At 35.9% G+C, this 13507-nt stretch carries 15 protein-coding genes and 1 tRNA gene; 5 read left to right on the forward strand and 11 right to left on the reverse strand.

The annotated features are described in order from the left end of the window. The first annotated feature begins 57 nt into the window (after nt 1–57). The 3 genes from CLOCL_RS14005 (at nt 58) to CLOCL_RS14010 (ending at nt 1865) form a co-directional block, all read left to right on the forward strand. The gene (locus CLOCL_RS14005; RefSeq protein WP_014255959.1) at nt 58–264 is read left to right on the forward strand and encodes an alpha/beta-type small acid-soluble spore protein; all 207 of its coding nucleotides are present in this window, start codon (nt 58–60) and stop codon (nt 262–264) included. A 237-nt stretch (nt 265–501) separates the two neighbouring features. Beyond that, nucleotides 502–834 carry a potassium transporter TrkG gene (locus CLOCL_RS23555; protein WP_276324593.1) on the forward strand — a complete coding sequence of 111 codons (333 nt, stop codon included), beginning with the start codon at nt 502–504 and terminating at the stop codon, nt 832–834. Continuing rightward, nucleotides 729–1865: a TrkH family potassium uptake protein gene (locus CLOCL_RS14010; RefSeq protein ID WP_276324594.1), complete on the forward strand. Its 1137-nt coding sequence runs from the start codon at nt 729–731 to the stop codon at nt 1863–1865. The genes CLOCL_RS23555 and CLOCL_RS14010 overlap by 106 nt, the downstream gene beginning before the upstream one ends. A gap of 99 nt (nt 1866–1964) precedes the next feature. Here the strand turns inward: CLOCL_RS14010 and CLOCL_RS14015 are convergent, their stop codons facing one another. Together CLOCL_RS14015 and CLOCL_RS14020 are read right to left on the reverse strand one after the other, a co-directional pair. After that, nucleotides 1965–2636, reverse strand: a complete 672-nt coding sequence (locus CLOCL_RS14015) for a potassium channel family protein (RefSeq protein WP_014255960.1) — start codon at nt 2634–2636, stop codon at nt 1965–1967. Nucleotides 2637–2681: 45 nt separating this feature from the next. After that, nucleotides 2682–3296, reverse strand: coding sequence for a potassium channel family protein (locus tag CLOCL_RS14020; RefSeq protein ID WP_014255961.1), 615 nt, complete (start codon nt 3294–3296; stop codon nt 2682–2684). A 405-nt stretch (nt 3297–3701) separates the two neighbouring features. On the opposite strand from CLOCL_RS14020, the gene CLOCL_RS14025 reads away from it, so the two are divergent. Both CLOCL_RS14025 and CLOCL_RS14030 read left to right on the forward strand, forming a co-directional pair. After that, nucleotides 3702–4388, forward strand: coding sequence for a YetF domain-containing protein (locus tag CLOCL_RS14025; RefSeq protein WP_027621779.1), 687 nt, complete (start codon nt 3702–3704; stop codon nt 4386–4388). A 1-nt stretch (nt 4389) separates the two neighbouring features. Next, on the forward strand, nt 4390–4779 hold the full coding sequence (locus CLOCL_RS14030; protein WP_014255963.1) for a DUF4363 family protein: 390 nt from the start codon (nt 4390–4392) through the stop codon (nt 4777–4779). Nucleotides 4780–4792: 13 nt separating this feature from the next. Here the strand turns inward: CLOCL_RS14030 and CLOCL_RS14035 are convergent, their stop codons facing one another. The 9 genes from CLOCL_RS14035 to CLOCL_RS14070 all read right to left on the reverse strand — a co-directional run bounded on the left by CLOCL_RS14035 (nt 4793) and on the right by CLOCL_RS14070 (nt 13441). Next, entirely contained in the window at nt 4793–5791 is a 999-nt protein-coding gene (locus CLOCL_RS14035) for a sodium:calcium antiporter (protein WP_014255964.1), read from the reverse strand. A gap of 526 nt (nt 5792–6317) precedes the next feature. Further along, nucleotides 6318–6394: transfer RNA gene (locus tag CLOCL_RS14040), tRNA-Val, on the reverse strand. A gap of 212 nt (nt 6395–6606) precedes the next feature. Next, complete coding sequence (locus CLOCL_RS14045) at nt 6607–7488, reverse strand: YegS/Rv2252/BmrU family lipid kinase (protein WP_014255965.1); 882 nt, start codon at nt 7486–7488, stop codon at nt 6607–6609. A gap of 76 nt (nt 7489–7564) precedes the next feature. Beyond that, the gene (glgD, locus tag CLOCL_RS14050; RefSeq protein WP_014255966.1) at nt 7565–8686 is read right to left on the reverse strand and encodes a glucose-1-phosphate adenylyltransferase subunit GlgD; all 1122 of its coding nucleotides are present in this window, start codon (nt 8684–8686) and stop codon (nt 7565–7567) included. Next, the gene (locus tag CLOCL_RS14055) at nt 8683–9963 is read right to left on the reverse strand and encodes a glucose-1-phosphate adenylyltransferase (protein WP_014255967.1); all 1281 of its coding nucleotides are present in this window, start codon (nt 9961–9963) and stop codon (nt 8683–8685) included. Before CLOCL_RS14055 ends, glgD begins: the two co-directional genes overlap by 4 nt. A gap of 328 nt (nt 9964–10291) precedes the next feature. Then, the gene (locus CLOCL_RS14060; RefSeq protein WP_014255968.1) at nt 10292–11947 is read right to left on the reverse strand and encodes a response regulator transcription factor; all 1656 of its coding nucleotides are present in this window, start codon (nt 11945–11947) and stop codon (nt 10292–10294) included. Between the two features lie 350 nt (nt 11948–12297). After that, nucleotides 12298–12525 carry a glutaredoxin family protein gene (locus CLOCL_RS14065; protein ID WP_027621785.1) on the reverse strand — a complete coding sequence of 76 codons (228 nt, stop codon included), beginning with the start codon at nt 12523–12525 and terminating at the stop codon, nt 12298–12300. Nucleotides 12526–12721: 196 nt separating this feature from the next. Continuing rightward, a complete protein-coding gene (locus tag CLOCL_RS22605; protein ID WP_157834839.1) occupies nt 12722–12865 on the reverse strand; it encodes a hypothetical protein in 144 nt (47 codons plus the stop codon). 48 nt (nt 12866–12913) lie between these two features. Then, a complete protein-coding gene (locus CLOCL_RS14070; RefSeq protein ID WP_014255971.1) occupies nt 12914–13441 on the reverse strand; it encodes a carbohydrate-binding protein in 528 nt (175 codons plus the stop codon). Between the last annotated feature and the right edge of the window lie 66 nt (nt 13442–13507).

Raw genomic sequence — 13507 nt, forward strand, 5'->3', positions numbered from 1 at the left:
CTTTCTACTCATAATCTATTTTATTTAAGGCACAATAAGACTAAGGAGGTGATAATAATGGCAAACAGCAGAAGCAAAACTGCTTTTGAAAACTTAAAATACGAAATAGCAAAAGAAGTTGGAGTTAACTTAAAGCAAGGATATAACGGTGATTTAAGCGCAAGAGAAGCTGGTAAAATAGGTGGTAACATCGTTAAGAAAGTGTTCCAATCCTATACTGGAAACAGCTACCCTTCTGAACGTTTAGGTGATACTTCAAGATAAGCATAAGCAATAAAAAATAGCAGGAGATAATTCTCCTGCTATTTTTTATTACCGCTGCTTATAGATAAATTAAGAATGATGCCTTCAATAAACTTTGTTCATAATTTATAAAATGAAAAAATCTGAATGTAAAATACTTTTTAAAAGCTGTAGAATATTGTGGAAAAATAAAAATATTGTGATATAATGTACTTTGTATTTTTAAAAGTCATTATTTTTAAAGATATGGTGGTAAAAATGGTAAAGCTACAGTTCAAATTCAAAAACAACAAAATTATTTCCCTTGAACCGACCAAAATAATTGTACTCAGCTTTATAGCTGTCATCATTTGGGGATCTGTTGTTTTATACCTTCCGATAGCCTCCAATCCCGACCAGCCAAGGATAAGGTTTCTTGATGCGCTTTTCACCGCTACAGCCGCCACTTGCGTCACCGGGCTGACTGTTGTTGACACAGCCAAACAATGGAGTTATTTTGGTCAGACAGTAATTTTGCTGCTGATACAAATCGGCGGACTTGGCCTTGTCACCATAACCACGTTTTTTCGGTACTTCTCGGTAAAAAAGTAGGCATAAAGGGAAGAATACTTGCCCAGGAATCCCTAAACTATTTAAGTTCGGAAGACATACTGAAGCTGATAAAAAGAGTTATAACAGTAACTTTTATTATAGAATTTATCGGTGCAGTCATATTTGCTGCACGATTCATACCCCAGTATGGCCCAAAAGGTATTTACATGTCTGTATTTCATTCGGTATCATCTTTTTGTAATGCAGGTTATGACCTTATGGGAAATTACCGGAGTCTTACAGGTTACAGAAACGACCCCTTTGTTTTGCTTACCACCGCTTGCCTCATTATAATTGGAGGTCTGGGCTTTTTGGTATGGAAGGACCTGTATGAATTTAGGAAAAGCAGACACTTTTTGCTGCACACCAAAGTTGTTCTCCTTTTTACAGTAATATTACTGGCTTTCGGAACTTTATACATTTTCATATTTGAATATAACAACCCCAATACTTTGGGTCCTTTAAGCATTCCCAACAAGTTGCTCAATGCTTTTTTTCAGTCAGTCTGTTTAAGAACTACGGGTTTCAATACCATTTCGGTATTTAATATGAGGGAAATTACAAAAGTAATAAATGTCATGTTAATGTTTATAGGTGCTTCTCCAGGCTCAACAGGCGGCGGTATCAAGGTAACCACTTTCGGTATCATAATAGCCGCAATTTTCTCACAGATGCGTGGCAGAGATGAAACAATCATTTTTAAACATAAAATTTCATACAGTCTCGTTATAAAATCCCTTTCAATAATTGTTTTGAGTTTGATAATTGTACTGGTAGTTACTACCATAATTCTTGCAATAGACGGATTTCCATTTATCGATACGCTGTATGAGGCTATAGCAGCCTTCTCCACTACGGGTTCTTCATCCCTCGGTACCCCCAATTTTCATACAGCAAGCAGAATTATTCTGATGATTACAATGCTTTTGGGAAGAGTGGGACCTCTTAGCTTTGCCTTATCTCTTTCTTTGAGAAACGGAAAAAGGAATGCCGATAAAGTATATCCCGAAGGTAAGATAATAGTAGGTTAAAAGAGTCTTAACGGAATCTCAAAACTCCGGGCCTTAAAATTAAAAGTCCCGGAGTTTTTTAACATTCTGATATATCAACACCAAAATTATCTTTCGACATTAAAAAATACGTTTTTTCCCCAGGAAAAATTCCTTTAATTCATCCTGGTCTTCTTTTGACGAAACAGTAATGATATAGTCTTTATCTCTTAGCACAGTAAAACCATTTGGAATAATTACTTCCTCATCTCTTATAAGCGAAATAATTATACAGTCCTTGGGGATTTTTATATCCTTCAGACTCTTGTTTACAACGGGAGAGTTTTCGTTTATGGTTATCTCACTTAAAACCAATTTCCCGCTTCTTAACTTCATGAGAGTCTTCATTCCCGTGTAGTCCACTTCCTGCTCAATTAAATCTGCAATTATCGAAGTGCTGCTTACTGCAAAATCAACGCCAAGTTTTTGAAAAACCTCTATATTTTTAGGATTGTTAACCCTGGCAATAGTCCTTTTTACGCCAAAATTTCTCTTTGCCAGCTGACATGCAATAAGATTGTCCTCATCCTTTCCTGTAACCGCAATAAAAGTATCAGCCTTTTCAGCCTCCACTTGGGTTAATATGTCCAAATCGGTTGCATTTCCGTTAAATGCAGGAATATTAAGCTCATTTGCGAGTTTTTCACATAACTCCACTTTTGATTCAATAACTACAACTTTATGCTTATAAGACAGAAGGGTCTTTATCAGATAGTAGCCCAGCTTTCCTCCACCGGCAACAATAATGTACATTTACAAACCTCCAAAAATATATATTTCTCACGTGAAAAATAAGAGTTAATTTTTTTTCTGTGCTATAACTAAAGTATCTCCCTCATTTATGGTGACATCTTCATTGGAAAAGTAAAAGCTGCCGTTATGAATGATTCCGAAAATAAAAGAATTGTCCTTAGGCTTCACTGAACTTAATTTTTTTTTGAAATAAGAACTCTGCACCTTGACATAATTATAAACCACAGTGGTATTGCCTATGGTTTGCAATGAAGTGGCAGGTTCACTGACAACCATGGATTTTATAACTTCAACCGTCATTTTGGTGGGACATATGGTTGTAAGTCCAAATTCATGGAATACTTGTTCGCGGGCAGGATCGAATATCCTTGCTATTACCTTCGGCACCTTGAAAATTTCCTTTGCCACCTGACATACCATAATATTGATGTTATCGTCAGGAGTAAGGGCAGCCAAAACATCAGCTGTCTCAATTCCGGCTTTTTTCAGGACATCCTGGTCAATGGGCACTCCAGTTATGGTTATACCGTTGAATTCCGGGTCAAGAATTTTAAAAGAGTTGCTATCTCTGTCCACAACAACCACATCATGGCCTTCCTCCGACAACACCTGTGCGAATCTTGATCCAACCTTGCCGCACCCGATAACAATAATTTGCATATATTTCCTCCTGCAAAAATTATTTGTCAGTACTATCCTTCAGCTAACCCATCTAAAAAACAGATAAGGCCATTCCCAAATTTGGTTTTTATGCCCGATTAAAGCAAACTTGGAAATGGCAATTGCAAATTTACTTTTAAAGTCTATTAGGAATTATTTTATATCATTCAGCCTGTACTTACATAGTGTTGAATTCTCAAAAAAACGAGCAATAACTATTTATTTTCTATCTTTCAACAGTTTATTTTCCAATTCCTCAGCTTATCTAAATATTGCACGTCTTATCGTCGTTATTCGGATTATGTGGCTACAGCAAAGGTTTATATATGAATAATAAAAATCCAATTAGAAAAAATACTACTAATAGTAGCATTAGATATGCAAAAAAATCGAAAGGATGATTCTGTGCTTGTAGTTTTTGCCAGGACCCTAATTTTATTCACACTTGTAGTTGTCACCATGAGAATAATGGGAAAAAGACAGATTGGTGAACTGCAGCCTTTTGAACTTGCTGTCGCCATCCTTATATCGGAATTGGCAGCAGTTCCAATGCAAAATACAGGTATTCCTCTGGTAAACGGAATAATCCCAATACTTACTTTATTAATAGCACAAATGAGTTTATCTCTCATCTCCTTAAAAAGTGTAAAAGCCAGGGGAATTATATGCGGAAAACCAAGTATTCTTATAGCCAACGGTAAAATACAGGAAGATGAACTCAGAAAAGAAATGTTTACATTGAATGACTTATTGGAACAATTAAGAATCAACAATACCCCAAATATAGCCGACGTAGAATTTGCAATACTTGAAACCAACGGACAGCTTAGTGTAATCCCTAAATCCCAAAAAAGAACTGTAACTGCTGAAGATCTAAATATAAGCACAAACTATGAGGGGTTACCTCTTGCTCTTATTATTGACGGAAGTGTAAATTACCAGAACCTGCAAAAAGCCAATTTGGATCTTCCATGGCTTTTAAACGAGATTAGGAAATTCGGTGCGGAAAAGCCTGAAGATGTTCTTTTTGCATCGTTAGATACTCAAGGCAATCTATACTGTCAGACAAAATCTTCAAAAAGGGGGAAGTAACTTGCACACAGCTAAAATTCTCACAACTATAACAGCTATATCCGTATTTATCATAGGCACATCGACCTATGCAAACCGAATATTGAAAAACGATGTCCATAGCCTTGAAGAAAAAATAAACCATGTTCAAGTCAGTACGAAAAATGAAGATTGGAACACGGCCGAAAGCGGACTTACTTCTATTTTGGAAGAATGGCCCAAAGTAGAAGGCAAATGGTCAATTCTGCTTGATCATGCAGAAATAGACAATATTGAAGATGCATTAATAAAGGTGGCCGAATATATAAAAGCCAAGGATTCATCCTCAGCCCTTGCAGAACTGGCATCCTTGAAGAACTTTATCGGTCACATACCCAAAAAGGAAGCCTTCAGTATCAAAAATATTTTCTAAAGCCTGTGCATTTTTAGATATGGCCTGAAAGCAATATAATAAAAATCAAATAAAAGAACCCGCCCATAATCAATGGTATGGGATTCAAACTTTTTTTGTTTTCAATCCAAAAATACACTATAGATGCTGAAAGAACTGCTATCAAAGCGCTAACAACACCGTTGAAATCCAATCTCCAATCGGTAGCTAAAATTCCTATTGAAACCGGTATACAGCTCTGAAACACCATAGCCCCGGTAATATTACCCATTGCCAGGGCATCCCGGCTCTTTCTCACCCATATTATACTGTTGAACTTTTCCGGCAGTTCGGTAGCTATTGGAGTTATTACAAGGGACAGAATGATGGCCGGAATGCCCAGCAATGCTGAAATTGCCTCTATTTTAATGACAAATATATGGGCTCCGACAACAATTCCCAAAAGGGCCAGAAAAACCTGGAGCATAACAACACGAAACCTTGTTTTGACATGGAATATTTTCGAAATATAAAGTTTGTCTAAAGGTGTATGATAAACTTTATCCTGTTTGACGGTAAGATATACATAATAAGCGTACATGGCAATTAGAGATAAAGCAATTATATCTTTTAATGCCTTTATTCCTATAAAGGCTGCTAAAATACCGAGAGTATATGAGGTTATGAAAAAGCTCATATCCCGGCATAGAATTTCACTGTTTATGTTCATGACCAAGCCTTTTTTTCTTTTTGACCAAAATATCAAAACACTTAGCCCTGTTATAAAGAATGCCAGAGTAGTGAGCATAAACGGTGCCCCCACTATAGCACCGATGCCTATGTCTTCCAGTTTTTTTTCACGGAAAAATAATATAGCAATAACCGGTATCATAGTTTCGGGAAGGCATGTTCCAACAGCTGAAAGTAAACTTCCCACCACTCCTTCCCCTACTCTTAATTTTTTCCCCAGCCACTCTATGCCATTGGTAAAGAATTCACAGCTAATGAGTATTATCATTAGGCTAAAAAGCATTCTTGAAATATTTGCCCCCATATGAATTAAGTCACATCCCGTTTGTTTGTAAAGTTTTTTTCTATTAAGTATATTAAGGGGATTTTAAAAAAATAACCTTATGTTGTGCAAGAGCGCATTGTTTCAAGAACTTTTTGCTCTTTCCGCAATATGCTCTCGCATTTTGTTTGGTTTGTTTTTTTAGTTGAATATTGAAAGGTTTGTTTCTGTGCAAGGGCATATTGCTCCAAGAACTTTGTGCTACGAGCCTAAGAGAATGTTCTACTCGCTCCGGGTCGAATCAAACTCGCTTCGCTCGAACAGGTGATTCGACTTATCCTCCGCTTCGTCTACATTCTCTAAGGCTCTCCGCTATGTTCTTTCCGCAATATACCCTTGCACTTTGTTTAGGTTGTTTTTTTAGTTGAATATCCTGAGATTTGTTTTCGTACAAGCGCATATCGTTTTCAAGAAGTTTATGCTCTTTCCGTAATATGCCCTTGCACTTTGTTTATGTTTTCAGAATAATGAAAAAACCTCTTTCGAATCAATCGAAAGAGGTTAAATATGGTGGGCGATGAGGGACTCGAACCCCCGACTTCCACCATGTCAAGATGACACTCTAACCAGCTGAGTTAATCGCCCATATATCATTTGCAATCTAGATTATAATCTTTTATTTAAGGATTGTCAATGACAATTATTAAACATTATTTATATATTGTAATAGATTTACACTATTTTCATTCAATAATCAGAAAAACCGGAATAAACACCGATTTTCGAGTTATTCCAGTTTTTATTTATATAATTTGTTTTGGTAAAGCTTTACCTTTGAACGGGAATTTAATTTCTGCTTATGGTACAAAAACATCCAGGGCTTGTCTAATAAATTCCACTTTTACCGGCAAGCTGGGTCCCTTTTCACCGTCAACACTAAGCACCAGTTCTCTGTCAGCTGTAATTTCACAAGACTTGGCTTTCAGTGTAATTACATGCTTGCTGTTGATTGATTCATTACTTAACACTTTGAAGAATATGCTGGCTAAATTTATATGTTTGCAGCATTTTACAACTATAATATCCATCATGCCATCGGAATAGTCGGCATTCTTCAAAATATTATCGAATCCCCCAACATGCTTTCCGTTTATTATTACAAACATGAAAGCCTCTTCTTCGATAACGGTATTTTCCGTCTCCACCTTTAGCCTCACCGATTTCAAATTTGCAACTTCGCCAAGGGCTTTCAAATAGTAAGCAAAAGGTCCGAAATTTTTTTTAAGGTCGTTGTTGGTACTGTAAGATACATCCACAAATACACCGCCGGCACATGAACTTAAAAAGTAGTCTTTGTTATTAATTAGGCCAACGTCCACTTTAACAGTTTTGCCGGCCAGTATTGTATCGATGTTCTCATCCAAATCGGAAGAAATATTGAGCATTGAAGCAAAATCGTTGCATGTCCCTGAAGGAATTACTCCCAATGGAACCGACAGCCCCAGTTTCAGTATAAAATTGCTTGCATAATTCAATGTACCGTCTCCTCCGGATGCAATAATATACTTGTATTTATTTTGCTTCAATACACTTTTAAGATCATTGCTTTCATTTTCGGTTATTCTGAAGGGCTGGAGCAATATACCTTCTTTTTGGAATCTGCCTATTATATGATCAATTCTGTTAGCTATACTTCTATCCCCTGACAAAGGATTATAAACTAAAATAGCCTTTTCCATCGCAACTACCCTTCTTGAAATCACATTTTTGCTGTTATTGTAAAAGTCAGTTTTAATACTTTATAATTAAAAATTACTACACTGTAACATTTTTTGCAACTATTATCGGGAATTTTTCAGTTCCTTTCAGATGTATTCCTCTCGATAACACTACTCCCTTGTCAAGTATGGTATGCTCAATCTTAACATCTTCATTCAAAACTGTTCCCTGCATAATAATGCAGTTCTTAACATGCACACCTTTTTTGATAGTTACTCCTCTGAAAAGTACCGAGTTTTCCACCTTTCCTTCAATTATGCATCCATCACCTACAATGGAATTGGTCACCTCGGCTTCCTCATTGTATTTGGCAGGTGCCTCATCCTTAACCTTTGTATAAATCTTTCCTTCTCCTTCAAAAAGCTCTTTCCGGACTTCAGGCTTCAGCATTTCCATGTTTAGCCTGTAGTAGGCATTTATTGTGCTGATATTTCTCCAGTAACCGCTAAATTTATATCCGTATATTTTTAAGGTCTCCAGTTTCTTAATAAGTATGTCCTTAACAAAATCATACTTTCCATGGGAGGCACACTCATCCAGAAGTTCAATCAAAAGTTCACGTCTCATCAAGTAAATTCCCATGGAGCAGGTTATATACTTTGGATCGTTATGCTTCTCCTGAAAATCGATAATTCTTCCGTCCTCGTCCACATTCACCGAGCCCATGTAGACCAATTCTTCCGGTGGAAAATCGCTCATATCCCTGTATGCAATTGTTATATCCGCATTCTTTTGCAAGTGATACTCCAGCATGCCATCAAAGCGCATGTTGTAAACACAGTTGCCCATTGCTATTACCACGTATTCCTCAAAACTACGCTTAAGGAAGGTAATATTGTGAAACATGGCATCGGCGCTTCCCTGATACCATCCTGAATTTTCACCCGTCAAAGATGGAGGAAAAATAAAAAGTCCGTCATTTCTTCTATCCAAATCCCACTCTTTTCCCGAACCCAGGTGGTCCATCAGTGAGCGGAAACTATACTGAGTAAGAACCCCTACATTGGTAATTCCTGAATTAACCATGTTTGAAAGTGCGAAATCAATCATCCTGTACTTTCCCGCTACCGGTACAGCAGTACTTGAACGCGTTTCTGCAAGCTCTTTAAGTCTGTTGTTTTTTCCTCCTGTCAGAATTATCCCCATTGTGCTTTTCATTCACCTTCTCCACCTTTCAAAACACTTTTTCCCGATTCAATATTTAATGAGTAAAACTCATCCTCGGTAATGCCCACATCTATTACTACATTTTTACCTATGACACAATCATCAGGTATACAAGCTTTGTCTCCTACAACAGTTATTCCCGAACAATAAATGGAAGGCTTCAATTCGTTGGGGATATTCTCTCCCAAGCCCATTTTTACTCTATCGCCCACTTTTACTTTTTCACCTAAAATGGAATGGCTAATGTAAGTATCTCTTCCGACGTAAGAATCGGACATTATTATAGAGTCTTCAATAACTGCACCCTCAGATATATATGCACCAGGAAATATAACAGAATTTTTTACTTTCCCGTAAATCATGCAGCCTTCTGAAATGATTGCTCTTTTGACACTTCCCTCAGGCCCTATATAGTGTGCTGGTTTTACCGGGTTAGGAGTAAATATCTTCCAGGCAGGATCGAAAAGGTTCAGCTCCGGCACCCTCTTAATCAGATCCATATTAGATTCCCAATATGCTTGAATTGTCCCGACATCACGCCAGTAACCATTGAATCTGTAAGCCCACATACTTTTGCCTTCATTCAGCATCATCGGAATAATGTTTTTACCGAAATCATGGTCTGACTGCGGATTTTGATCATCCCTTATCAGATAATCCTTTAAAACTTCCCAAGTGAAAATATATACTCCCATTGAAGCAAGTGTACTTTTCGGATGGGCAGGTTTCTCTTCAAACTCGTAAATTCTGCCGTTCTCATAAGTATTCATGATACCGTATCTTGAAGCATCTTCTATGGGAACATTGATAACAGAAATTGTAGCATCGGCATTATTAGCCTTATGAAAATCGAGCATTTTTGAATAGTCCATCTTGTAAATGTGGTCTCCCGACAATATTACAACATACTTCGGTGAATGCTTGTCAACATAATGAATATTTTGAAAAACTGCATTTGCAGTTCCTTTATACCATTCTCCCATTTCAGATTTGAGATAGGGGGAAAGTATCGTTACACCGCCATCAATTCTGTCCATATCCCATGGTTTGCCAATTCCTATATGCGCGTTCAGCTCCAACGGTTGGTATTGCGTAAGCACACCTACAGTATCGATATCAGAGTTTATGCAATTACTCAATGAAAAATCAATTATTCTGTATTTTCCGCCATAAGAAACTGCGGGTTTTGCTATGTTTTTAGTCAGAATTCCCAGTCTGCTGCCTTGACCTCCTGCCAATAGTAAGGCAATAATCTCTTTGTTCTGCATCCAATCCCCCACCTTGCTATGATTATGGTCACTTAAAGTTCACTTAATATATTCTATATTTAGTAGCTTTCTCCTTTTTTAAATGAACAAATTTTCAAAACCTTTGCAAAAATTAGTACAGGAGATTTTCAAATTCAATCAAAAAAGCTAATGCCCCGTTTTCTATTTTATTCCAGGGCATAGTTTGAAATTTTAACAAGATTTCAACTCCTATATTCCAAACAAAATTCTTCTTTATAGGCATTGAACATAGAAGTCAAGAACTCGTCTATCATTCATTATTGTATTCATATTTTTTTAATAAATTCGTAAATTTTAAAAAATCATTTCAATTACATTTTAACTCTTTTGTGTCATTGGAATCATTTTTAAACAGTTTCTTATACTCCGCCGGACTGTAACTTGTATATTTTCTGAACAATCTGCTGAAATAACTAGATTCTCGATAACCCAGCATGTCACTCACTTCATAAGTTTTGCAGTTACCGTCTTTAAGCAATCTTTTGGCCCATTCCATTTTTACTTTAGTCACATATTCAAGGAAATTATAGCCTGTCTCCTGCTTAAAGAGAGAACAGAAATAATTTTTGCTCAAATTTAATTTATTGGAAATAGTCAACAGGGTAATATCTTCGTCAATATGTTCAAGCACATAATCACAAGCCTTTTTAATTATAGGATTTCCGTTCCCGGGCTTGTACATTTTCACTACTTCAACCATATCCTTTACCAAATATATAAAGTGCTCCTTAATTTCCTCTTCCGACTTGAATTTTGTAAAATCCACATCAGTAAACTTACTGAAATCGTATAGCTTTTTAATATAGCTATATTGAGAATCAATGTAACGAGATATATTATACACCAACTGATTGGCGGCAAATGCTATTCTGTTCAAGACCCCCTGGGATCCTATGCTAATTTCATTGAACAAATTATTAATGGTTTGAAAAACTCTTTCATCGGCAGCCATTATATAATCGGCCAAAAGCTTTTCACGCTCGGCAGGATATAACAGTTTTTGCTGCCTGTCAAACTCAAATTCTTTTATGTGAATAACGCGGTTGCCGCCTAATATATACTTATGCCGTAAAGCTGCTTTAGCCCCCATATAACTTAAACTTATTTCCTTTAATCTCTTCTGAATTTCCCCAACTCCAATGGTTACCCTGACATTCATATCCAACTTGATTTTTTCCAGAAGCTTAGAAAAAAAAGAATAAGATATCTCTTCAAACTCTGTAATTCCAATATTTCTGGCAGGCTGAATAATCACACTCAATATTCCAATATCCATATCCCCAATTTCACAAATGATATCACTAAAACCATCAACCATCTTAATTATTTCTTTACGGACTTTTTCGGTCAGCTCGTCAAACTTTCCGCTCTTAACCAATTCCTTTGATTTATCGTCAAAATTGCCTATTTCAACAATTGCTACCTGAACCATCATATCTCTGCGCAGTTTCAGTCCATACTCCAAAACTAAATCATCAAACTTTTGAAAAGGATATTCTTTTCCTCTCAAAATATCATAGAGAAGTCTTTCTCTGAAAAGTTCAATTTTCTCACTGATTTTTTGATCTTTCTCCTGTTCCTGCTTTCTTTTCAACAATTCGTCAAATACTTTTTTCATTGACTCTTTTAAATTATCTTTATCTATTGGTTTCAGAACATAGCCAAAAGCGCCCAGCAAAATTCCCTGCTTAACATTAGGATAATCGTCTTCATTGCTTAATAAAATCACCAACGGTCCGTTGTCATATTCCTTAATACAGTTCAATAGCTCTATTCCATCCATTTTAGGCATATTTATATCCGATATAACAACATCGGGATTATATTCGTTAAGCTTCTGCAATGCTTCTATTCCATTATTAGCAATACATACAACCTCAAATCCCATAGGACTCCAGTTTATTTGGGTTGTAAGCCATTCACAGATTAACGGGTCATCATCAACAATCATGATGCTAAACAATGCAAGATCCTCCCTTTTACTCCAATAAAACAGCAAACATTATTTTTGCCCGAACAAAATTAACATCACTTCAACAGAATCATATTGCTTAATTTTAGAAATGCCCTTAAAAAATCAGATACATTAACAAAATTGTTTCAAAACTGTCTCACAGTTTTTGATATTTAACAGTTTCAGCTTTGAGCCATTGTAACTCACAGAGCATTTTTGAAATGGCTTAATGTAAAATATTCTTAAATTAATATTAATACGTTATTAAATTCTTGTCAAATGTTTGTTGAATATGTAAAATCGTATATATTGCCTTCTCGCTGAGTTAAAATAAAAAAGGAGGGTTTCCTCCTTTTTTATTAATTGATAAGTCTGTCAATTGCTCTTTGGTCAAATCCCACTATGATATTGCCATCTATATCTAAAACCGGCACTCCTCTTTGTCCCGACTTTCGAATCATCTCTGCTGCTGCATTAAGGTCCTTTGATACATCTATATCCTCAAAATCCACATTTTTCGATTTCAAATATTCCTTTGCCTTGGTACACCAAGGACATGTAGGTGTCGAATATACTTTTACCGTCATCATTATTACCTCCTGATAAATAATATTATAATTTTATATTATATATTATATTCTACATTATATATACCCTCTACAGGTATAGACAAACAAAATTTTCATTATAAATTTTGTATTTTTTATTATTTTAATCCAAATTAAAACCAATAACAACAATAACAGTTTAAAAATAAAAAAATTTTATTATATTTTCATATCGTCATTTTACTATTTTCTTATGAACATTAGCAGTATATAGCGGTTTGTTTACATTATTGATATTATAAGCGGAATATTGGGCAATTATCTTTTTTTCTGCCTCAGTAAGCTTTATCGCCCTTTTTGTTTGCATTATTTTTTCCAATTAATTTGGCCCCCTTTTTTTCGGTATATAATTCACTGGCCTTTAATACTATTTTTTTGCTGCTTTGCTCTTCTTTGACGTTGTTGTCTTTTCAGCTGCCGATGATTTTTTAGCTGTTGATTTTGTCGTACTCTTAGCTGATGCGGTTTTAGTTTTTGCAGTCTTTGTTTCCGCCTTTTCCTTTACTTCTTCCGATTTTGCCGTACTGGACTTGGCTTTGGCAGAAGTTTTCTTTGTTTTTGAAGCACTTGACTTTGAAGACTTTGTTGATACATTAAAGGAATAGTTCTGGTATGAATTGTTGTCCCAGTTATCTATACTATCCTTAAACGCAATATTCAGTTTATCGGGATGGTTTACTTTAATTGTTGCTCTGAATACATCTGCTACCTTTTCCATAGGGATAAACTCTTTATGTTCCCAATTGTCTCCATAGCCTATATGGGCATATACAGAATCTGCACCGCTTTTTGCAAGCAAACCGCTATAAAAGAGTGTAACCTCATCCCCGACACTGATTGTAGATTTTGATAGTTCGACTCCGTTATCTGCATACAATTGCTTAGTCTTTGCCAAAACAATCACCTCTTCGTTTTGATTTTAATAAGCTTGTTTTTTGTAATTAACTGCTCTATCTCAAAA

This window comes from Acetivibrio clariflavus DSM 19732 (genome assembly GCF_000237085.1).
Taxonomy (GTDB): Bacteria; Bacillota; Clostridia; order Acetivibrionales; family Acetivibrionaceae; genus Acetivibrio; species Acetivibrio clariflavus.